This is a genomic window from Actinacidiphila paucisporea (genome assembly GCF_900142575.1).
In the GTDB taxonomy this organism is placed as follows: domain Bacteria; phylum Actinomycetota; class Actinomycetes; order Streptomycetales; family Streptomycetaceae; genus Actinacidiphila; species Actinacidiphila paucisporea.
On record NZ_FRBI01000004.1, the window covers coordinates 175,999 to 197,110 of the forward strand.

15 protein-coding genes and 1 pseudogene are annotated in these 21,112 nt (G+C 73.4%); 11 read left to right on the top strand and 5 right to left on the bottom strand.

Annotated elements, in window-relative coordinates:
- Positions 1-8: 8 nt before the first annotated feature.
- A complete protein-coding gene (locus BUE44_RS08730; RefSeq protein ID WP_073495786.1) occupies positions 9-797 on the bottom strand; it encodes a hypothetical protein in 789 nt (262 codons plus the stop codon).
- A gap of 244 nt (positions 798-1,041) precedes the next feature.
- On the opposite strand from BUE44_RS08730, the gene BUE44_RS08735 reads away from it, so the two are divergent.
- From BUE44_RS08735 to BUE44_RS39240, 4 genes are all read left to right on the top strand, one after another.
- The gene (locus BUE44_RS08735; RefSeq protein WP_073495789.1) at positions 1,042-2,295 is read left to right on the top strand and encodes a phosphodiester glycosidase family protein; all 1,254 of its coding nucleotides are present in this window, start codon (positions 1,042-1,044) and stop codon (positions 2,293-2,295) included.
- Positions 2,296-2,353: 58 nt separating this feature from the next.
- The gene (locus BUE44_RS08740; protein ID WP_235001979.1) at positions 2,354-2,884 is read left to right on the top strand and encodes an RNA-binding S4 domain-containing protein; all 531 of its coding nucleotides are present in this window, start codon (positions 2,354-2,356) and stop codon (positions 2,882-2,884) included.
- A gap of 109 nt (positions 2,885-2,993) precedes the next feature.
- A complete protein-coding gene (locus tag BUE44_RS08745; RefSeq protein WP_073495794.1) occupies positions 2,994-3,860 on the top strand; it encodes a metallophosphoesterase family protein in 867 nt (288 codons plus the stop codon).
- Entirely contained in the window at positions 3,857-4,597 is a 741-nt protein-coding gene (locus BUE44_RS39240; RefSeq protein WP_073496193.1) for a 4'-phosphopantetheinyl transferase family protein, read from the top strand. The genes BUE44_RS08745 and BUE44_RS39240 overlap by 4 nt, the downstream gene beginning before the upstream one ends.
- A 51-nt stretch (positions 4,598-4,648) precedes the next feature.
- On the opposite strand, the gene BUE44_RS08755 is transcribed toward BUE44_RS39240, so the two are convergent.
- From BUE44_RS08755 to BUE44_RS39975, 4 genes and pseudogenes are all read right to left on the bottom strand, one after another.
- On the bottom strand, positions 4,649-5,509 hold the full coding sequence (locus BUE44_RS08755; protein WP_235001980.1) for an SMP-30/gluconolactonase/LRE family protein: 861 nt from the start codon (positions 5,507-5,509) through the stop codon (positions 4,649-4,651).
- A 233-nt stretch (positions 5,510-5,742) separates the two neighbouring features.
- Complete coding sequence (locus BUE44_RS08760) at positions 5,743-6,795, bottom strand: LacI family DNA-binding transcriptional regulator (RefSeq protein WP_073495796.1); 1,053 nt, start codon at positions 6,793-6,795, stop codon at positions 5,743-5,745.
- Positions 6,796-6,986: 191 nt separating this feature from the next.
- On the bottom strand, positions 6,987-8,669 hold the full coding sequence (locus tag BUE44_RS39970) for a galactose-binding domain-containing protein (RefSeq protein ID WP_456049210.1): 1,683 nt from the start codon (positions 8,667-8,669) through the stop codon (positions 6,987-6,989).
- Between the two features lie 900 nt (positions 8,670-9,569).
- Positions 9,570-10,055: pseudogene (locus BUE44_RS39975) on the bottom strand (discoidin domain-containing protein); the annotation flags it as partial.
- Between the two features lie 421 nt (positions 10,056-10,476).
- On the opposite strand from BUE44_RS39975, the gene BUE44_RS08770 reads away from it, so the two are divergent.
- The 7 genes from BUE44_RS08770 (at position 10,477) to BUE44_RS08800 (ending at position 21,038) form a co-directional block, all read left to right on the top strand.
- A complete protein-coding gene (locus BUE44_RS08770; RefSeq protein ID WP_073495798.1) occupies positions 10,477-13,092 on the top strand; it encodes a glycoside hydrolase family 3 C-terminal domain-containing protein in 2,616 nt (871 codons plus the stop codon).
- 422 nt (positions 13,093-13,514) lie between these two features.
- Positions 13,515-14,732 carry an ROK family transcriptional regulator gene (locus BUE44_RS08775; RefSeq protein ID WP_079189596.1) on the top strand — a complete coding sequence of 406 codons (1,218 nt, stop codon included), beginning with the start codon at positions 13,515-13,517 and terminating at the stop codon, positions 14,730-14,732.
- A 320-nt stretch (positions 14,733-15,052) separates the two neighbouring features.
- A complete protein-coding gene (locus tag BUE44_RS08780) occupies positions 15,053-16,498 on the top strand; it encodes an aldehyde dehydrogenase family protein (protein WP_073495803.1) in 1,446 nt (481 codons plus the stop codon).
- Positions 16,499-16,508: 10 nt separating this feature from the next.
- Positions 16,509-17,843, top strand: a complete 1,335-nt coding sequence (locus BUE44_RS08785) for an ABC transporter substrate-binding protein (protein WP_073495806.1) — start codon at positions 16,509-16,511, stop codon at positions 17,841-17,843.
- A complete protein-coding gene (locus BUE44_RS08790; protein ID WP_073495808.1) occupies positions 17,843-18,739 on the top strand; it encodes a carbohydrate ABC transporter permease in 897 nt (298 codons plus the stop codon). Before BUE44_RS08785 ends, BUE44_RS08790 begins: the two co-directional genes overlap by 1 nt.
- On the top strand, positions 18,736-19,638 hold the full coding sequence (locus BUE44_RS08795; protein ID WP_073495810.1) for a carbohydrate ABC transporter permease: 903 nt from the start codon (positions 18,736-18,738) through the stop codon (positions 19,636-19,638). Before BUE44_RS08790 ends, BUE44_RS08795 begins: the two co-directional genes overlap by 4 nt.
- 200 nt (positions 19,639-19,838) lie before the next feature.
- Positions 19,839-21,038, top strand: coding sequence for a glycoside hydrolase family 6 protein (locus BUE44_RS08800; protein ID WP_073495813.1), 1,200 nt, complete (start codon positions 19,839-19,841; stop codon positions 21,036-21,038).
- The last annotated feature ends 74 nt before the right edge of the window (positions 21,039-21,112 follow it).

The following is a 21,112-nucleotide window of genomic DNA, read 5'->3' on the forward strand; positions in this document are numbered from 1 at the left end:
GGGGCACCTTACGCCGTCACCGCACTCCAGCAGAGCGCGCCCACCGCGGCGGCCGCGTACAGCCACACCCCCGCGAGCACCGCCCGCCGCTGCCGGGCCGCCGGCCACCCCGTGTGCGAGACCGCCCAGGCCAGCGCGGGCAGCACCAGCACCGCGTGCAGCGTCACCCCGTGCAGCGGTTTGAGCATCCCCGTCGAGTGATACGCCGCCTGCTGGTGGCCGGTCCTGGTGTCCGCGACCCCGCGGGCGATCATCGCCGCCCCCGACAGCAGCCCGACCACCAGCAGCGCGAACCCGGCCCGCAGCGCGAGCGGCATCCCCGCCGGCCCGGCCGGCGCCTCGCGGAAGGCGGCCACCGCGAAGGTGCCGAGCACCCCCACCAGCAGGGCGCCCCCCACCGCGAGCGCCATCGCCACCGCCGTGTCCGCGGGCGTCTCCATGTCGAAGTGCGAGGGCACCCCACGCCACGCCTGCACGGTGATCCCGCCGACCTCCAGCACGCAGTCCGCGCTGAACAGCGCCAGCAGCACCTCCCGGGTCCGCGCGGGTATCCGCACGTACGACGTCACCCAGGCGACCGCGACCAGCGTCAGGCCGAACGACACCCCGAAGGTGAAGGGCTTGCGCCAGGACACCGGGCCGTCCCACGGACCGCCGTCCACGAAGAAGACGCCCAGGTGGAAAAGCCCCGACCCGACCAGCGCGGCCCCGACAGCGCAGGCGAGCCGCTCGACGGGCCGCGCCCCGCGGACGGCTCCTGCGACGGCCGCCGCAGCGGTGGTGGTGGTGGCGGACATGGCCGGCTCCCGACTCCTCGTCACCCGGGCCCGCACCCGGGTCGGACGCGCCCACGCTAGGGCGGGCCGGCCCGCGGCCGCGTCGTCGCGCGGGAGGCCGTACGCCTGCTCCCGGCGCAGTACGTACCCCCGCCGGGGTGGCGTCGCTGCGGCGTGCGGGTGCTTCCCGGGCCCCGGGCGATTGGCACGCCCGCCGGCCGGACAGGCAGAGCACCGGAAATATCCGGGCGGCGGAAGGACCGGGATGAGCCAGCAGACCACCGACCCGCGGCCGGACGACCGCGCCGCGGGCCCCGACGGCGCCCCGCCCGGCAGGACCCGCCTCCGCCGGCTGCTGCCGTGGAAGCACCGGCGCGACCTCACCCCCGGGCAGCTCCGCCGCCGCAAGCTGGTCACCCGCTCGGTCACCGGGGTCTGCGTCGTCTGCGTCGGCACCCTCGGCTGGTCCGTCGGCCGGGCGCTCACCTACCCGGGCAAGGACAGCACCACGGCCCGCCTGGCCGAATGGGCCCGCGACCACGAACTGGGCTTCGCCGTCGACAAGCTGGAGGACCTGCAGTATTCGATGGACCCGCCGAAGGTCGGCGGCACCCTGCCTGCCGACGCGCTGGCCCGGATGAGGGCCACCCAGGGCGCCGTCCCCACCCCCGCGCACGTCCCCGCCCAGCCCCTGGTCCCGCTGCACGCCCCGATGCGGCCGCTGGTCACCCCCGCACTCCCCGGCGAGGGCGTCTACCGCACGCTGGCCGCCGCCCACGACCAGCCGATCGTCCAGGGGACCTACGTACGCCCCGACGGCGCCCACACCTCCTACGAGGCCGCGGTCGCCTGGATCAGCGGCAAATACGCCCGCTTCCAGCTCCACCCGGGCTTCCGCGAGCCCGGCGGCACCTTCGACGTGCCGCCGACCATCCCCAAGGGGCGGCGCACCGGCCTGGTCGCCACCTGGAACGGCGGTTTCCGCATCACCGACGGCGGCTCCCGCGGCGGGTTCTACCTCGACGGCCGCACCGCCGGCGAACTGCGCGACGGCGCCGCCTCGGAGGTCTTCTCCCGTGACGGCTCCTTCCGTATCGGCGTCTGGGGCCGCGACGTCCGGATGACCCCCGACGTCACGGGCGTCCGCCAGTGCCTGGAGCTGATGGTCGACGGCGGCCAGGTCGTGCCCGACATCGGGAACGACTCCAAGTGGGGCGTCAGCGACCAGAGCCGGATGTTCGTGCCGCGCTCCGGCGTCGGCGTCACCGCGCAGGGCGACGTCGTGATGGTCGTCGGCCAGGCGCTGTCCGCGCGGACGCTGGCGGAGCTGATGCAGCGGGCCGGGGCGGTGCGCGCCATGCCGCTGGACATGAACAGGGCCTGGCCCTCCTTCATGTCCTACGACGGCACCCGCACCCCCGCCGATCCGACCCCCACCAACATCCTCGACTTCGAGGACCCCCCGGACCGCTACTACGCCCAGGCCACCCGGGACTTCGTCGCGGTCTACGCCCGCTGAGGCCCCCGGCGAGGTGTCCGACATCCGTGGTCGGCATGCCCCGGCCCGCTGCGCTGGCGTGTACGTACGTGACCGGGGTTCATCTGCTGGAGAAGGCACTGCTGACCCCTCCGCGGGGCAGGGGGCGAAACCACCGTGCCCCGGCGGCGCCCGCCGCGTTAGGCTCGCAGGTATGGCAGCTGCTGCACAGGACGGGCCCGGCGGGAGCGTACGGGTCGACAGCTGGATCTGGTGCGTACGGCTCACCAAGACCCGGTCGCTGGCCGCCGCCGCGTGCCGCGCGGGCCACGTCCGGGTCAACGGGGAGCGGGTCAAGCCCGCCCAGGCGGTCAGGCCCGGCGACGAGGTGCGGCTGCACCACGCCGGGCGCGAGCGGATCGTCGTGGTGTCCAAGGTGCTGAACAAGAGGGTCGGCGCCGCCGTCGCCGCCGACTGCTTCGTGGACAACAGCCCGCCCCCGCCGCCCCGCGAGGACGTCCTCGCGCTCGGCCTGCGCGACCGGGGTGCGGGGCGCCCCACCAAGCGGGACCGGCGCGAGCTGGAAAGGCTCCGGCTGCACGGCTCGGCCCGCCCCGGCGCGGGCGGTTGAACCGGCCCGGCCGCCCAACCCCTGAAGATCGGTAGGGGGTTGGCCGCCGGGCGGCCGTCTGGGAGAATCGACGGCGTGCTGTTGCCGACACGACGAGGGCGGAGTCGCCATGACCGGCGCTGACGGGGCGCATCTGCTAGCGATCAGCGACCTGCACGTCGGATACCAGGCCAACCGGCTGATCGTCGAAGGACTCAGGCCCGAGCACGACGACGACTGGCTGCTGGTCGCCGGGGACGTCGCCGAGCGCTCCACCGACATCACCTGGGCGCTGAGCACCCTCAAGAAGCACTTCTCCACCGTCATCTGGCTGCCGGGCAACCACGAGCTGTGGACACCGCCCGACGACCCGGTCCAGCTCCGCGGCGAGCACCGCTACCGCTACCTGGTCCAGGAGGCCCGCCGGCTCGGCGTGATCACCCCCGAGGACCCGTACCCGCTGTGGGAGGGCCCCGACGGGCCGGTCGCCGTCGTCCCGATGTTCCTGCTGTACGACTACACCTGGCGCGACGGCACCCCCGGCGCCCGCACCAAGGAGGAGGCGCTCGCCCAGGCACGCGAGGCGGGCGTCGTGTGCACCGACGAGATGTTCCTGCACCCCGACCCGCTGCCGGGCCGCGACGACTGGTGCCGCGCCAGGGTCGCCGAGACCGCGCGCCGCCTCGAAGCGCTCGACCCCGCCCTGCCCACGGTGCTCGCCAACCACTGGCCGCTGCACCGCGAGCCCACCGCCGTTCTGCACTACCCGTCCTTCGCCCTGTGGTGCGGCACCGAGCTGACCGAGCAGTGGCACACCCGCTTCCGCGCCACCGAGGTCGTCTACGGCCACCTGCACATCCCCCGCGTCATCTGGCGCGACGGCGTCCGCTTCACCGAGGTCTCGCTCGGCTACCCCCGCGAATGGGGCCGCCGCCCCACCGGCCCCGCCGGACCCCGGCGCATCCTGGCCGGCCGGCAGCAGGCGGCGCGCCGGTGATCGAGCACCTGCTGCCGCCGGGCGCCTTCTCCCGCGCCGCCTACGGCGGCGAACTCGACGAGGCGCCGCTGTATCCCGAGGAGGAGCCTGTCGTCGCCCGCGCCGTCGCCAAACGGCGGCGCGAATACGCGGCCGGCCGCGCCTGCGCCCGCGAGGCCCTCGCCCGGCTCGGCGTCCCGGCGGGGCCGATCCTGCGCGACGCGCACCGCGGCGCACCGCACTGGCCGGACGGCGTCGTCGGCAGCATCACCCACTGCGACGGCTACCGCGCGGCAGCCGTCGCCCGCAGCACGGACATCCTCGCCCTCGGCATCGACGCCGAACCCCACGACCGGCTCCCCGCGGGCGTCCTGGACTCCATCGTCGCCACCGACGCCGAGCGGGCCGCGCTCGCCGCCCTCGCGGAGAGCGATCCCCGGATCCACTGGGACCGGCTGTTCTTCAGCGCCAAGGAGACCGTCTACAAGGCCTGGTATCCCTACCACCACCGCATGCTCGGCTTCCATGAGGCGGAGCTGCTCTTCACCGCCGACCCGGACACGCCGGACGCCGTAGCGGGAGGCGAGCGCGACACGCCCGACCGCGGCGGCTACACCGCGCGGGTGCTGGTGCCGGGGCCGCTGCTCGCCGAGGGCATCGGGCCCGAGGTCTTCACCGGCCGCTGGATCGTCCGCGACGGCCTGCTGGTGACCGCCATCGTCGTCCCGGCGCACGGCAACGGCGGCCCGGCGGCCTGACCGGCCCCGGGCTGGCCCCGCGAGTGCGGGCGTACCCCAGGGGGGCAGGGCTCAGGGCCGCCCCACGCCGGGCGCCGGTGCCGTCACCGTGAGCAGCTGTCCCGTACGCGGGCCGCCCCGCGCGTTCTCCACGCCGGCCCACTTCGTCGCGACCAGGAAGAGCGTCCTGCCGTCCGGGCCGCCCAGCGCGCACGCGAAGCAGCCGCGGTCCAGCTCGACGGCCGCGAGGACCTCGCCGCCCTCCCGCACCCGTACGCACCGCTGGTTGGGCACATCGGCGTACCAGACCGCGCCCTGCGCGTCGAGGCAGATGCCGTCCGGGCAGCCGTCGCCCAGGTCCGCCCACACCCTGCGGTGCGACAGGGCGCCGTCCGGGCCGATGTCGAAGGCGGTGAGCCGGTTCGCGTACGACTCGGCGACGATGAGCGTCGAGTCGTCGGACGTGACCAGCATGCCGTTGGGGAAGGCGATGCCGTCCGCGACCTGCCGCGCCGCGCCGTCCGGGGTGGCCAGCGCGATCACCCCGGGCCTGAACTCCTCGCCGGCCATCAGGTCGAAGCCGCCGCCGTTGACGTAGACATGGCCGCGGCCGTCCGCCACGATCTCGTTCCAGCCGTGCGCCACCGCGCTCAGATCCGCGTACGGCACCAGCGAACCGTCCGCCGCCCGGCGCAGCACCCGGTCCTGGCTCGACGACACCACCAGCAGGCCGCCGCCGTCCGGCAGCCACGTGACGCACATCGGAAAGGTCGGGAAGTCCGGGCGCAGCACCACCTCGTGCGCGCCGTCCGCACCGACCGCGACCACCTCGCCGGCGCCCCAGTCGGCGAACCACAACCGGTCGCCGTACCAGCGCGGCGACTCGCCGAAGGCGATGCCCTCCAGCAGGACGCGCGGCGTGCCCATCTCCATGGCGGAACTCCCTGCCCCGGCCGACCGCCGGCCGTCGCAAGCACAGACCGGTCCGGGCGGCGGAAGTCATCGCTCCCGCCGCTTTTCGCACCCGCCTGGCCGCGTACGCGCTGCTTTTCGCTGCTGCCCGGCCGCGTACGCGCTGCTTTTCGCCCGTGCCCGGCCGCATACGCGTCGCTTTCGCACCCGCCGTCCGCGCAACCGCCTCCGTCGCGGCCCGCCGCGACCCCGGCTCAGGCGGAATCGCGCAGAACCAGCGTCGTCTTGAAGATCACCGACCGGGTCTCCTGCGACGGATCGTCGATCAGCGCCATCAGCAGCTTCGCCATCTCCGCCGCCATGTCCTCCACCGGCTGCCTGATGGTGGTCAGCAGCGGCCGCGAGGCCAGCGCCGCGCTGCTGTCGTCGAAACCGATCACCGCCACGTCGTCGGGCACCCGGCGCCCCGCGTCCCGCAGCACCAGCAGCGCGCCCTGCGCCATCAGGTCGTTGGCGACGAAGACCCCGTCGGTGTCGGGAAAGCGCTGGAGCAGCTCCCGCATCGCCCGCTCACCGCCGACCTGCGTGAAACTGCCCTCCACGCTGGGCACGTACGCGTGCCCGTGCTCGGCCATCGCCTCCCGGAAACCCGCGAGGCGGTCCTGCCCGGCCGGCGAGTCGAAGGGGCCGGCGATCGTGGTGATCCGCCGGCACCCGCGGGCCAGCAGCCGCTCGGCGGCCAGCTTGGCGCCCGCCTGCTGCGCCACGTCCACGTAGCTGATGGGGATCGGCATCGACGGCCGCGCGAACAGCACAGTCGGCAGCCCCGCCTCGGTCAGCAGGAACGGCAGCGAGTCGCCCGGCGCTATCGACACCAGAGCGACCCCGTCGATGTGCTCCTGGCGCAGATTGGCGACGAGGGTGTGCCGCGCGTCCTCGGAGTCGGCGAGCATCAGCACCGGGTGCACCCCGCGCGGCCGCAGCACCGTCAGCAGACCACCGACCACCCGCCCGAAGAACGGGTCGCTGAAGACCTGCCCGAGGAAGGGGTCCTCGGCTGTGCGGTGGGCCGGCACCGAGAAGACCAGGGCCACCGAGTCGGTGCGCCGGGTCACCAGGGTCCTGGCCGCCCGGTTGGGCACGTAACCGGTGGCCGCCACCGCCTCCTGGACGATCCGCTGGATCTCCGGGTCCACATTCCGCGTCCCGTTGACCACCCGCGAGACCGTCGCCCGCGACACCCCGGCGGACCGGGCGACGTCTTCCAGAGTGGGCTGGCGTGGCCCCGCCGGACGGCTGCTCGTCATGCGTGCAGTTATACCATGGTGCGGAGAGCGCTCTCCGGGTTCCGGCGCAGGCCACAGCCCGAATGGGGCGGGGTACGGCAGCCCCCCACAGGCCTGCCGCGCCCCGCCCCGGTCTCATCCGGTCCTGCCGCTCACGGTCGCCCGCTCACGGCCGGCCGGTCACACGCCTGGCCGGTCACACGCTCGGCCGCTCACGCGTAGACCCCGAACTCGTACAGCGAATCGCCGTACGTCGTCCCGCGCGTCCCGATCGTCACGCGCACGTAGCGCCCGGAGCCGCTGACGTCGAGCGTGTCGACCCCGCCGGTCCCGGTCGTCGTGGAGTAGGCGCTCGTCCAGTTGCTGCCGTCGTTCGACAACTGCACCTGGTACGCCTTGCCGTAGGCCGACTCCCACGCCAACTGGACGTGCTTGACCGCGGTGGTCGCGCCCAGGTCGACCTGGATCCACTGCGGGTCGCTCCAGTCGCTCGCCCACCGGGTGCTCATGTTGCCGTCCGTCGCCATGCCCGGTGTGCACGGGCAGCCGCCGGTCGGGTCGGTCTGGTAGGTCGAGGCCGTGGTCGGCTTGCCGAGCGCCACGTTGGTGCCGCTCACCGGCGGCGGGACCACCCGGAAGGACTTGGTCTCGATCCCGACGTTGCCGTGCCCGTCGTAGACGTAGACGTAGACCTTCCACACCCCGAGCGTCTTCGGCGCGGTCACCGTGAACTGCCCGTTCCCGGTCTGCGTGAAGTCCACCTGGTGCAGCCCGGTGCCGTTGTCCACGTACTTCGACGAGTACATCAGCTGATACCGCAGCGCGTCCCCGTTCGGGTCGCTCGCCGTCGCCGACACCGCGAACTGCCCGCCGGCCGGCACCGACCCACTGTTGGCGACCGTCAGCGAGCTGATCACCGGCGGGGTGTTGGCCTGCGGCGTGCCGCCGTAGTCCTTGGCCACCGAGTAGTACGCCAGCCGCTTCCAGCCGCTGGGGCGGACGTTGAACCACACACCGCCGAAGTCGTTCTCGTCGCCGTAGTGGAAGATCGTCGCCCCGAGCCCGACGCCGGTGTGCCCGACGATGCAATTCCACGCGGAGACGTACGCGTCCCGCTTCTGCACGTCGGTCGGCTCCGTCGGCACCCCGTTGGCGTCGTTCGGCACCTCCCACTCGCCGGCCTCACCGGTCTCGGTCACGATGTACGGCTTGCTGTAACCGCCGTTGATCCAGTCCTGCTTCACATTGCAGACCGCGCCGTAGGAGTTGACCGCGTAGAGGTCCAGCGACGGCGTGTACTGCTTGTAGTACGCCCACGCGCCGGTCCACGCGTCGGTCGAGGTCACCGGGTGGTTCGGGTCGATCGCGTGGATCGCCTGCACCACCTGCTCCACGTACTTCGCGTACGCGATGCGCTGCTGCTCGACCGCCGCACCGGTGTAGTGGTCCTGCGTGGTCAGGATGACCTCGTTGCCGACGTCCCACATCAGCACGCCGGGATGGTTCTTGTAGGTGGTCACCCAGTTCTTGATGTCGTTGAGGGTGTTGGTCTTGTAGGTCGTGTCGTTGACGTAGTCGGCCCCCTGGTTGAGCCAGAAGCCGTTGACGACCTTGAGCCCGTAGGCGGCCGCCGCGTCCAGCAGCGGCTTGCTGCCCGCGTCGGTGCCCCAGGTGCGCAGCGTGTTGACGCCCATCGACTTCAGGTCCCGCATGTGCGAGTCGGCCGTGGTGTTGGCCGGGCCCCACGTCACGCCCTTGACCTGGTAGGGCTTCCCGTCCACCGTCAGCTGCCAGTTGCCCTGGCCGCCGGTGACGTGCACGTTGCTCGGCGCGGTCGGCACCGGCGGGTCGGTCAGCGGGGCGGGGGCGCTGCCGGTGGTCTGCGAGACCGTCACGTTGTCGAGGCTCAGCACACCGCCGGAGGTCGTGTCGGCGGCCGGCGAGGTGCAGCCGCAGACCGCGTTCGGGTACGAACCGCCGATGCGCAGGCTGAAGTCGACGTAGACCCCGTGGTGCACCGCCGCGTTCCAGGTGGACACCCCGACCTGCGACTCGTTGACCTGCCACACCTGGTTGCCGTCGAGATACCAGCGGATCTGCTCGTCGGAGGTGGTGCGGTCGATGATCTCCGAGTAGGTGTGGTAGCCGCTCTGGCAGCTGGTGCAGCTCGCCAGACCGCTGGTCAGGCCGTTGTACTCGGAGCAGTTGCCGCCCGGTGCGGTCCCGCAGTGCAGGGTCGCCGACAGCTGGTTGCGCCCGTTGACGTCCTCCATGATGTCGCTCTCGCCGACGGCCGGCCAGGAGGCGAGGTTGCCGCGGTAGTCGGCGCCCATCGCCCGGAAGGACGGCCAGTAGCCCAGCGCCTTGGCAACCGAGGGCTGCTTGAGGGTCGCGGAGATCTGCAGCCGGCCGCCGGCCGGCGCGGTGAAGTCGGCGCGCTTGGTCTCGATCCGGCCCGACGTCCACGCCGTACCCGACTTCAGCGCCGTCAGGTTGAGGTGGCCGCTGCCGTCCAGGCCGACGTTGGCGGGGGAGTTGGTGGCCGTCTCGACCTCGCCGGTGCCCCAGTTGGCGGGGCCGCCGGGGTAGGCGGTGCCGGTGTCGGTGATCCAGTTGCCCGCGTTGGGCGAGGTGCCGGCGGCGCCGTTGAAGTCGTCGCTCCACACCGTGGTCCAGTCGCCGGGCGGCGGGGTGCCGGTGCTGCCGCCGTTGGCGCCGCCGGTGTCCCCACCGGTGGTGCCGCCCGTGGTGCCGCCGGTGCCCGTGGTGCCGTAGACCTGGAATTCCCACAGCGAGTAGCCGTAGCCGTTGCTGCGGGCGGTGCCGTACATCCGCACGTAGCGGCCGGAGCCGCTGACGGTCAGCGTCTCGGTGCCCGTGGCGCCGGTCGTGGTCGAGTAGACCGGCGTCCAGTGCGAGGCGTCGTCGGAGACCTGGATCTGGTACGCCGACGCGTGGTTCTCCCAGTTCAGCACCACTTTGCTGACGGTGGAGGCGGCGCCGAGGTCGACCTGCAGCCACTGCGGGTCGGCCCAGGCGCTGGCCCAGCGGGTGGTGGCGTCGCCGTCGACGGCGCCGGCGGCCGGGTAACCGGCGCCCTCGGTGGAGGAGGCGGTCGCGGGCTTGCCCTGGGAGAGCAGGGTGTCTGCGGCGTGCGCGGGGGTGGTGGGGACGGCCAGCGCGTACAGCGCGAGGCCGACCGCCAGCAGCAGCAGGAAGGCGACACGCAGCGGGGGAGGAAGGGCTCCTGGTCGCAGGCGTGCCGGGGGTGACGCTCTCATGGCGGACTCCAGCGGTGGGGGGTGGGATGGGGAGAGCGGAGAGCGGCCCCGGGGTGCGGTGTGAGCAGGTGGGAGGAGGGTGCGTGACTCCGGGAGAGCGCTCTCTCAGTGGCCCCGATGGTTGCCGCTGGGTTTCCGGGGTGTCAAGGGATCGGACGCGAACGGTCTTCGCCTGCCGGGCCAGTTGGCCGTGATGTGCCGGAATGCCCCGTCCGTACGGCCGCTCTCCCGGCGGTCCGGCGCGGGCGGGCCTTGACACGGGGACCGGCGGCAGGCGAGTCTACGCGGTGTCGGGAGAGCGCTCTCCCAGTTGTTGTCCCCGTCCTTCCGCGACGCTCGTCTCCAGCCTGCCGCTCACCGCGGCCCCCCTGCCGATGGGCCGTCACGCCGCGGGCGGCGCCACGCAGGAGGCCATGAAGGGATGACCATGATCACCCCCGGGTCCGTGTCCGCCCCGCAGCCCGCCGCCGCGCCCTCGGTCACCGAGGCGGAGCTCGACGCCCTCGTCGCCCGGCTCGACCTGCCGGCCAGGATACGGCTGCTGTCGGGCGGGAGCACCTTCCGTACCCGGCCCGAACCCGCGGTCGGGCTGCGGGCGATGGGCGTGTCGGACGGCCCGGCCGGCGTACGCGGCGAGAAGTGGGACGAGCGCGACACCGCCCTCGTGCTGCCCTCCGCGACCGCGCTGGCCGCCGCCTGGGACGACGACCTCGTCACCGGGCTCGGCGTGCTGCTCGCCGCGGAGGCCCGCCGCAAGCAGATCCACATCCTGCTGGCCCCGACGCTCAATCTGCACCGCACCCCCGCCGCGGGACGGCACTTCGAGTGCTACGCGGAGGACCCGCTGCTCGTCGGGCGCACCGCGGCCGCCTACATCCGCGGCGTCCAGGCCGGCGGGGTCGCCGCCACCGCCAAGCACTACGTCGCCAACGACTCCGAGACCGACCGCCTCACGCTCGACGCCCGGGTCGACGAACGCACCCTGCACGAGGTCTACCTGGCGCCCTTCGAGGCCGCGGTGCGGGCCGGGGTGTGGGTGGTGATGTCCGCCTACAACCGGGTCAACGGCATCACCATGTCGGAAAGCCCGCTGCTGGCCGAGCCGTTGAAGGGCTCCTGGGGCTTCGACGGCGTCGTGGTCTCCGACTGGGGCGCGGTCCGCAGCACCGAGGGCGCCGCGCTGGCGCCGCAGGACCTCGCGATGCCGGGGCCCCACCCGCTGTGGGGCGAGCCGCTGCTGGCGGCGGTGCGCGAGGGCCGGGTGCCGCAGGAGGCGATCGACGACAAGGTGCGGCGCATCCTGCGGCTGGCCGCCCGGGTCGGCGCGCTGGACGGCGTCCTGCCGCCCCGGTCGGCCCCCGCCCCCACGCCGGAAGCCGCCCGCCGGCTGCTGCGGCGCGCGGTGGCGGCCGGCTGCGTCCTGCTGCGCAACGAGGGCGGCCTGCTCCCGCTGACCCCCGCGCCGGCCCCCACCGGCGCGTCGACGAACCCCGCGCCGGGCGGTACGACCGGGGGGCTGCCCGGCGCGGACATGGGCGGGGCGGCGCCGGGCGCCGGCGGTGCGGTGGCCGGCGGGGGCCCGGGCGGGGCGAACCCGCCGGTCAGGCGGCTCGCGGTGATCGGGCCGAACGCGGCCGCCGCGCGGGTGCAGGGCGGCGGCAGCGCCGGGGTCTTCCCCGAGGCGGTCGTGTCGCCGCTCGAAGGCATCGGGGAAGCGCTCTCCGGTACCGGAACCGAGGTCGTCTACGCCGAAGGTGTCAGCCTCGCCACCCGCCCGACCCCCCTGCACCCCGGCAACTCCCGCGACCCGCGCACCGGCGAGCCCGGCGTGCTGGTCCGCTACCTCGCCGCCGACGGCACGGAAGTCTGCGCCGAGCACCGGCTCAGCGGACGCATTCTTGAGCCCGGCGACGCACCGGAACTTGCCCGTACCGCCGCCACCGTCGAGGTCAGCGCCCTGGTCACCCCCGCGACCCCGGGCGAGTGGCGCTTCGCGGTGGTGGGCCTCGGCGCGGTCACTCTGCACGCGGACGGCGAGCCGCTCATCGACACCCATGTGGCCGCCGAATCGGACGACCCGACCTATGTGCACGTCGCCCCCTCCTTCCGTACCGCGACCCGCAAGGTCGTCCCCGGCGAGCCGCTGCACCTGGTCGCCACCCGGCAACTGGCGCCGGACCAGGGCCTCGCCGTGGCGCTGGCCGCCGACCCGCCACGTCCCGACGAGGACCAGGCGCTCGCCGAGGCCGTGGCATGCGCGCGCGGCGCCGACGCCGCGGTCGTGGTGGTCGGCACCACCGACGAGATCGAGAGCGAGGGTTTCGACCGGCCCTCGCTGGCGCTGCCAGGCCGCCAGGACGAACTGGTCGCCGCGGTGGCCGCGGTGAACCCGCGCACCGTCGTGATCGTCAACTCCGGCGGCCCGGTCGAGCTGCCCTGGCGGGAGAGCGCTCCCGCGGTGCTGCTGTGCTGGTTCCCCGGCCAGGAGGCCGGACACGGCCTGGCCGACGTGCTGTTCGGCCGCGCGGAGCCGGGCGGCCGGCTCCCCACCACCTGGGCCGCCGGCGCCGCCGGCGCCCCGCTGCCCGCCACCGCCCCCGACGCCGGGGTGCTGCACTACGCGGAAGGCCCCTACCTCGGCCACCGCGCCTGGCGCCGGGCGGGCGCGGCGCCCGCGTACTGGTTCGGACACGGCCTGGGCTACACGACGTGGGCGTACGAGTCGCTGCGGGCCGACGACGACGGCACCCTGGCCCTGGTGACGGTACGCAACACCGGCGCGCGGGCGGGCCGCGAGGTCGTGCAGGTGTATCTGACCACCGGCCCCGACGACCACGACGACGGCAGCCCGCGCCTGGCCGGCTACGCCGCCGTCCAGGCCGCCCCCGGCGCCACGGCGGTCGCCGAGGTCAGGATCGACCCGCGCGCCTTCCAGCGCTGGTCGCCCCGGCACGCCGCCTGGATCCCCCGCCCCGCCCCCTATACCCTTCACGCCGGGCCCTCCTGCGCCTACCACCCCCTTTCCCACCCCCTGTAACCCCAGATCCGGGCGCCCCCCGACCCTGACACGGGGGGCGCCCGTCCAGCGCGCGGTCACCCTCCGAGCCGGTCACCGGTCGCGCGCGACGAGGCCGCGACGGGACCGCGCAAGCCCCAAGCCGCCGCAGGAGCTGGTGACCGGGTGGCGGGCGGGACGGTGGGGACCTGTCGGCGCCCCCGAAGGGCCGGCCAGCGGCGTCGGCAGGCAGGGGCCCGCGATCCGGCCGGGCGGCGCAATTCCGGGAGAGCGCTCCCCGAAGGGCGGCGGGGAGGCCGCGATCTGGCACTATGTGCCATGGCGTCGCGATTCCAGGGGGGGCCGTGCAGTCGAACGGCAGCCCGGCTCCGCCCGGCCGGGTCCCGCGCCCGGGCCGGCGGGCCACGCGGACCGCGGGGACCGAGACGATGAGGGGGAGCCCGGTGACGCGCGAGGTGGGCCGGACGACGAGGGACCTTCGTCGGCACAACCGCACCTCCGTGCTGACCAGGCTCTACCTGCACGGCGCCGCCAGCCGGTTCGACCTGATGAAGGCCACCGGGCTCAGCTCCGCCACGGTGAGCAACGTCGTCACCGGCCTGGTGGCCGACGGCCTGGTCGCCGAGGCGGGACTCCTGGACTCCGACGGCGGCCGGCCCCGTACGCTGCTGGAGGTGCGCCCCGGATACGCCCAGGTGGTCGGGGTCGACATCGGCGAGACCCATGTCCAGGTCGGCCTCTTCGACTGGACCCTGGACACCGTCGCCACCGCGACCTACCCGATGGACGAGGGCCGGCCGGAACCGGCGGTGCTCGCCGAGCTGGTGCGGGCCGGTATCGAGGAGGTCACCGCGAAGGCCGGCGCCGACCCGGCCGCGCTGCTCGGTGTCGGCGTCGGGGTGCCCGGCGCCGTCCTGCCCGACGGGGTGGTGCACGCGCCGACCCTGGGCTGGTCCGACGTCCCCTTCGACATGCTGCTGCGCCCGCACGTGCCGGCGCCCCTGCACCTGGACAACTGCGCCCGCACCCTCGGCCAGGCTGAGATGTGGCGCGGCGCGGGGCGCGGCGCCCAGCGGGCCATCGTCGGCCTGCTCGCGGTCGGCGTCGGCGCCGCGGTCGCCACCGGCTCGCCGGGCGGGGTGACCAGCACCACCAGCGAGTGGGGCCACACCGTCGTGGAGGCCGGCGGAGCACTGTGCCGCTGCGGCTCGCACGGCTGCCTGGAGGCCTACGTCGGCGCGGATGCGATCCTGGAGCGCTACGGGCGGCTGGCCGGCCTGCCGGAAGTGCCCTCGGCCGGGCGCGGGGCGGGCGGCGGCGCCGACACCGAGGCGCGGCTGGCCGCGCTGGTCGCCGACGCGGGCCGGCCGGGCCCGGCGGCCGACACCGTTCGCGCCACCGCCGAATACCTCGGCATCGGGATCGCGAACCTGATCAATCTGCTCGGCCCCGACCGGGTGATCCTGTCCGGCTGGGTCAGTGCCGCCATGGGCCCGGCGATGCTGCCCGCGGTTCGCGACGCCACCCGCCGGCACACCCTGGACTACCTGCGGCGGCACACCGTGCTCGAACTGGGCCGGCTCGGCCCCGAGCAGGTCGCGCTGGGAGCGGCCACCCTCCCGGTGCACGAACTGCTCACCGCCGGTGGCCCGCTGAGCTGACCGGCCGCGGCGGCGTACGCGCCCGCCCCGGCGGCTGAGTGCCCGCGCCCGCCCCGGCGCCGGTCCGCGCACCCGTCCCGGTGCTGAGTACCCGTGCCTGTGCCCGTGCCCGTGCCCGCGCCCGCCCCGGCGCCGGCCCTCGGGCCAGCCCCAGCGCCCGCCCTCGCCCCGGCCCCTCCTATCGCCCTCGCCGTCCCGGCGTTCGGCAATCTCGGTGAAATTTGTTCGTCACGACCGTTGACCCCCCATTGGCTGCTACTTAGTTTAAGTCCTGGAAAAAGCGGCGACCGTTCGCCACCCTCCCGCACCCTGGAGCCCGTATGCCCTCCCAACCCGGCGACGGCCGGCTGTACATCGACGGAGCCTTCGTGCCCGCCGCCTCCGGACGTACCGGGGTCGTCGAGGAGAAGGCGACCGGCAGGCCGATCGGCAGTTACGCGCTCGGCTCGGCCGTCGACATCGACCGGGCGGTGGCCGCGGCCCGGGCCGCGCAGCCCGGCTGGGCAGCGCTCTCCGCGCCCGAGCGGGCCGGGTATCTGCGCGCCTTCTGCGGCTATCTGGAGGCGCACTACGGCGAGTTGGTCGAGCAGAGCATGCGCGAGACCGGCGGCGTGCGGGCCAAGGCGGAGGACGAGGTCGGCACCAGCATCCGGCAGCTCGCGCTGTCCGCGGTCCAGGTCGGCGAGAGCGGGGGCGACATCCTGCCGCCGTACAAGGCGGGCAAGCTCTCGCTGTCCCGGGCGGTGCCGCTGGGGGTGCTGGGCCTGATCACCCCGTGGAACTACCCGATGAACCTGGCGATGCGGGCCCTCGCGCCGGGCCTGGCCTTCGGCAACACCGTGGTCCTCAAACCCGCCGAGCTGACCCCGGTGATCGGCGGCCAGGTGCTCGCCGCCGCCGCCGACCACGCGGGCCTGCCGCCCGGCGTGTTCAACGTCGTCACCGGCGACGGCCCCGACGCCGGCTGGCCGCTGGCCCGCCACCAGGGCCTGGACATGCTGGACTTCACCGGGTCGCGCGAGGTCGGCCTGGCCATCGACCGCGCCGCGGCGGGGGAGTTGCGGGACATCCGCCTCGAACTCGGCGGCAGCAACGCCTTCGTGGTGCTCGACGACGCCGACATCGAAGCGGCCGCGAACTGCGCCATGATCGCCTCGCTGGAATTCCAGGGCCAGACCTGCATCAGCGCCAGCCGGCACATCGTGCAGCGCGCGGTCGCCGACGACTACCTCGACGCCCTGACCCGCCGGGCGGCGGCCCTCGCCGTCGGCGACCCCTTCGACCCGGGAACGGCGCTCGGACCGCTGATCAGCGCGGCCCAGCTCGACCGGGTGCACCGCGCCATCGTGGAACCCTCGCTGGCGATGGGCGCCCGGCTGGTGACCGGCGGCACCTACGACGGGCTCTTCTACCGGCCCACGGTGCTCGCCGACGTGACCGAGGCGATGCCCGCCTTCCGCGAGGAGATATTCGGGCCCGTCATCCCCGTCACCGTCGTGGACACCGAGGCCGAGGCCGTCGCCCTGACCAACGGCCTGCCCATGCTGATGAGTTCGGTCTTCACCCGGGACCTGATCCGCGGCCTGTCCGTCGCGGAGCAGCTGCGGGCCGGCGAGGTGCACGTCAACGACGCGCACGCCAGGCACGGTGCCGAGAACCAGATGCCGGGCTTCACCCGGCGCCAGTGGATCGGCCTGCAGCGCACCCCGCTGGACTTCCCCGACTGGGCCACCGCGCCCGCCACGACCGCCACACACGAGAGCTGAGGACGACCCCATGAGCGTGATACCGAGAAGACGGCGCGGCGCCGCCGCAGTCGCGCTGCTGGCAGCCGGGCTGCTGGTCGCGACCGCGGCCTGCGGGGGCGGGAGTTCCGGCAAGAAGTCCGACGCGTCCGGCACCGCGAAGAGCAAGGGCAAGGTCACGCTGACCTTCTGGGACTGGGACCCGAACATCGACAAGGTGGTGGCCACCTGGAACAGCAGCCACCCCGACATCCAGGTCAAGCTCTCCAACCCGGCCGGCGGCGACCAGCTGGTGGCGAAGATGATCACCGCCCACGAAGCGAAGAACGGCCCCGACATCGCCAAGGTCGAATACCAGTCGCTGCCCGCGCTGGTGTCCAAGGGCGTCGTCGCCGACATCACCGACTACACCAAGGACACCGTCACCAGGTACGACGACGCCACCTTGAAGAGCACCGTCTTCCAGGGCAAGGTCTACGGCGTCCCGCAGGACGTCGCCCCGCTGATGCTCTTCTACCGCACCGACCTGTTCGCCAAGTACGGCCTGAGCGTGCCGAAGACCTGGGACGAATTCGCCGCCGAGGCCAAGTCCGTGCGCAGCAGGGCCCCGAGGTCGTACCTGACCAACTTCGACGCGGCCGACCCCGGCTGGTTCACCGGTCTGGCCCAGCAGGCGGGCGCCGACTGGTGGTCCACCACCGGCGACTCCTGGAAGGTCGACATCGCCGACGCGCCCACCAAGAAGGTGGCCGGATACTGGCAGGGCCTGGTCGACGGCGGCAGCATCGCCAAGAACCCGTCCTTCTCCCCGCAGTGGAACAAGCAGATGAACGACGGCACGCTCCTCAGCTGGATCTCCGGCGCCTGGGCGCCCGCCCAGCTCGGCGGCATCGCGCCCGGCACGAAGGGCAAGTGGGCGGTGGCGCCACTGCCGGCCTGGACCGCGGGCGACCCGGCCACCGGCATCTGGGGCGGCTCGGCGACCACCGTCACCACTGACTCCGAGCACCCGGCGGAGGCAGCCGAGTTCGCGTCCTGGCTGAACACCGACGACGCCGCGGTGACCGAGCAGGTCAAGCAGATCAACGTCTACCCGGCCGCCACCTCGGGCCGTTCACTGCCGGTGCTCCAGGCCGCGCCCGCCTTCTTCCCCAACCAGCCCGACTTCTACGCAGAGGTGAAGAAGGTCGCCCCCGCCGCCCGCAGCTTCCCGATGTGGGGCCCCGACGTGACCGTCACCTTCACCGGCTACACCGACGGTTTCAGCAAGGCCCTGCAGTCCGGCGGCTCCTTCAGCGGCGCGCTGGACAGCATGCAGAACGCGACCGTCGCGGACATGAAGAAGCTCGGATTCACGGTCGGCTGATGGCACGCACCACGACGCCCGCGCGCAGGACCGGCGGATTCCCGTACCTGCTGGTCCTGCCCGCCGTACTGCTCTTCGCCGCCTTCGTGGTGGCCCCCGGCGGCTACGCGCTGCTGCTCAGCTTCCAGCGCCGCAAGGTCAACGGCGGCCTGCTCGGCGGCGGCACCCACACCGTCTTCGCCGGCCTTGCCAACTACCGTGACGTGCTGGGCGATTCCGACCTCTGGTCGGGAGTGCTGCGGATGCTGGCGCTGGGCGCCGTCACCGTGCCCGCCACGGTCTTCTTCGCCCTGCTCTTCGCGGTGCTGCTCGATCTGGAGCGCACCCGGCTCAAGCGGATCACCCGGCTGACGATCTTCCTGCCGTACGCGGTCCCCGGCGTGATCGCCTCGCTGATGTGGGGGTTCCTCTACCTGCCCGCCACCAGCCCCATCGGCGGCGACCGGGTGGACTTCTTCGGCCAGGTCGCCGTCTACTTCTCGGTCGGCAACGTCGCGGTGTGGGGAGCGGTCGGCTTCAACATGATCGTCATCTACACCGCGCTGCGCGCCCTGCCCGCCGAACTCTCCGAGTCCGCCCGCCTCGACGGCGCCTCGGAGCGGCAGATCGTGCTGCGCGTCAAGGTGCCGATGGTGATGCCCGCCGTCGTGATGTGCACGCTGTTCACGGTGCTCGCCGCACTCCAGGTCTTCAACGAGCCCAACACCCTCAAACCGCTGTCCAACGCGGTGTCGTCCACCTGGGTGCCGCTGATGAAGATCTACGACGACGCCTTCGGCAACTCCGACATCTACTCGGCCGCCGCCACCTCCGTGGTGCTGACCGCGGCTGCCCTCGCGGTGTCCTTCGCCACCGCCCGCATCATCCAGTCCCGGGTCCAGCAGGAGGCCGCATGACCGCCATGGCCGGGACCTCGGCCCCGCCCCGCGACCGCAGCGCCCCGGTGCCGGCGGCCCGCCGCCCGCGGCGGATCGCGGTCCTCCCCACCACCGCCCTGGTGCTCGGCGCGCTCTACTGCGTCGTGCCCACGCTGTGGATCCTCGTCGCGGCGACCAAGTCCCGCACCAAGCTCTTCTCCACCGACACCTACACGCCGTCCCTCGACCTCGGCATCGTGCACAACATCCGCGACCTGTCCGCCTACCAGGGCGGCATCTTCTGGCACTGGATGCTCAACAGCTTCTTCTACGCCGCCGCAGGCGGGCTGCTCGCGTCGTTCGTGTCGGCCGCGACCGGCTACGCGCTGGCGAAGTACGAGTTCCGCGGCAGGAGCGCGCTGTTCAACACCATCCTCGCCGGGGTGCTGCTGCCGCAGATCGTGCTCGCCGTGCCGCAGTACCTGCTGCTGTCCAAGGCCGGTCTGACGGACAGCCTGGTCGGGGTGCTGCTGCCGCAGCTGTTCAACCCCTACGGCATCTACCTGTGCAAGATCTACGCCCAGTCCGCCGTCCCCGACTCGCTGCTCGAAGCCGGGCGGATCGACGGGGCGGGGGAGGGGCGGCTGTTCGTCTCGGTGGGCCTGCGACTGATGGGGCCTGGACTCGTGACCGTGTTCCTGCTCCAGTTCATCGCGATCTGGAACAACTTCCTGCTGCCGTACGTGATGCTCACCTCCGACGACAAGTTCCCGCTCACGGTGGGGCTTTACAGCATGCTGCGGCACGGCGCCGCCGAGGCCTCGCTCTACTCGCTGGTGATCACCGGGACCCTGCTCTCCGTCCTCCCGGTGATCGCGCTGTTCCTGTCGCTCCAGCGCTTCTGGCGGATCGACCTGGTGACGGGGGCCCTCAAGTAGGGGACCGCGACTCGCGCCTGTGTCCGGCCCCGACCCTGTGCGGGCTTGAAGAGTCTTCATTTCTTGAAGCCCGCACAGGGGATTGACTGCAGTCAGTGCTGAGGAGTTAATTCCTTGTGAACGTGGGAGCGCTCCCACCCCCCACTCGGGGAGTGCTCCCAGAACGGCACTCGTGTCCGCTTCCCAAGGAGCCCACCCGCATGACCGCACGCGTCCGCGCACGTACCCGTACGCTCACCGTCGCCGCGGCCACCGCCGCACTTGCCGCCGTCACGGCCGCCGTGCCGGCGCACGCCACGGCGCCCGGCCACCAAGCAGCCGCCCCCACGGCGCTGTTCACCCCGCCGGCCAACCCGGACGCGAACGCGCAGATCCTGGACCTCCTCAAGCACCGGCAGCTCAAGGACGCCGCCGGCCTGCTGGCCATGACCCTGACCCCGCAGGCCGTCTGGTTCGACGGCGGCACCAGCCCCGCCGACACCCGCAAGGCCGTCGACAAGACCGTCTCCGACGCCGCCCGCCGGCACGCCCTGCCGGTGCTCGCGCTCTACAACATCCCCGGCCGCGACTGCGCCCAGTACTCCGCCGGCGGCGCCGCCGACAGCGCCGAGTACCAGGCCTGGATCGACGCGGTGAAGGCCGGCATCGGCAACCGGCCCGCCGACGTCGTCCTGGAGCCCGACTCGCTGGCCCTGGTGCCCTCCGACTGCGGCATGGACGACGCCCAGGGCACCATGACCGCCCAGCGCTACGCCCAGATCCACTACGCCGTCGACGCCCTGGAGCCGCTCGCCGGCACCAAGGTCTACCTCGACGCGGGCCACAGCGGCTGGCACAGCATCAACGACATCGTGCCGCGGCTGATCGCCGGCGGTGTCGCCGACGCCACCGGCTTCTACCTCAACATCTCCAACTACCGCTCCGACAGCGAGATCGCCTGGTACGGCAAGCTGCTGTCGTCCTGCCTCGCCTACGTCTCGGACGGCGGCGCCGCGACCGCCTGCCCCAACCAGTACTGGCCGGTCAACGACGCCCAGACATGGCTGGACGCCAACGTCCGCACCGCGCCCTCGGCGATGAAGCACTTCATCGCCGACACCAGCCGCAACGGCCAGGGCCCCTGGACCCCGCCTGCCGGCGTCTACAGCGACGCCCAGGACTGGTGCAACCCGCCCGGACGCGGCCTCGGCGCCCGCCCGACCCTGAACACCGGCGACCCGCTCCAGGACGCCAGGCTCTGGGTGAAGATCCCCGGCGAGTCCGACGGCCAGTGCACCCGCGGCACGGCGGGCCCCGCCGACCCCGAGCGCGGCTACCAGGACCCGGCGGCGGGCAAGTGGTTCCCGCAGCAGGCCCTCGAACTCGTCCACAACGCCAGTCCCTCGCTGTTCCCGCACTGAGCACCGTGCCCTTCCCGGCCCCGGTCCTGTCCCCGGCCCCGTCCGCACCCGCGCCGCAGCCCTTGCACGCGGGG

Coding starts and splice junctions, on each gene's coding strand:
- BUE44_RS08730 (WP_073495786.1), bottom strand. CDS start 797: ATGTCCGCCACCACCACCACCGCTGCGGCGGCCGTCGCAGGAGCCGTC.
- BUE44_RS08735 (WP_073495789.1), top strand. CDS start 1,042: ATGAGCCAGCAGACCACCGACCCGCGGCCGGACGACCGCGCCGCGGGC.
- BUE44_RS08745 (WP_073495794.1), top strand. CDS start 2,994: ATGACCGGCGCTGACGGGGCGCATCTGCTAGCGATCAGCGACCTGCAC.
- BUE44_RS08755 (WP_235001980.1), bottom strand. CDS start 5,509: ATGGAGATGGGCACGCCGCGCGTCCTGCTGGAGGGCATCGCCTTCGGC.
- BUE44_RS08760 (WP_073495796.1), bottom strand. CDS start 6,795: ATGACGAGCAGCCGTCCGGCGGGGCCACGCCAGCCCACTCTGGAAGAC.
- BUE44_RS08770 (WP_073495798.1), top strand. CDS start 10,477: ATGACCATGATCACCCCCGGGTCCGTGTCCGCCCCGCAGCCCGCCGCC.
- BUE44_RS08780 (WP_073495803.1), top strand. CDS start 15,053: ATGCCCTCCCAACCCGGCGACGGCCGGCTGTACATCGACGGAGCCTTC.
- BUE44_RS08785 (WP_073495806.1), top strand. CDS start 16,509: ATGAGCGTGATACCGAGAAGACGGCGCGGCGCCGCCGCAGTCGCGCTG.
- BUE44_RS08790 (WP_073495808.1), top strand. CDS start 17,843: ATGGCACGCACCACGACGCCCGCGCGCAGGACCGGCGGATTCCCGTAC.
- BUE44_RS08795 (WP_073495810.1), top strand. CDS start 18,736: ATGACCGCCATGGCCGGGACCTCGGCCCCGCCCCGCGACCGCAGCGCC.
- BUE44_RS08800 (WP_073495813.1), top strand. CDS start 19,839: ATGACCGCACGCGTCCGCGCACGTACCCGTACGCTCACCGTCGCCGCG.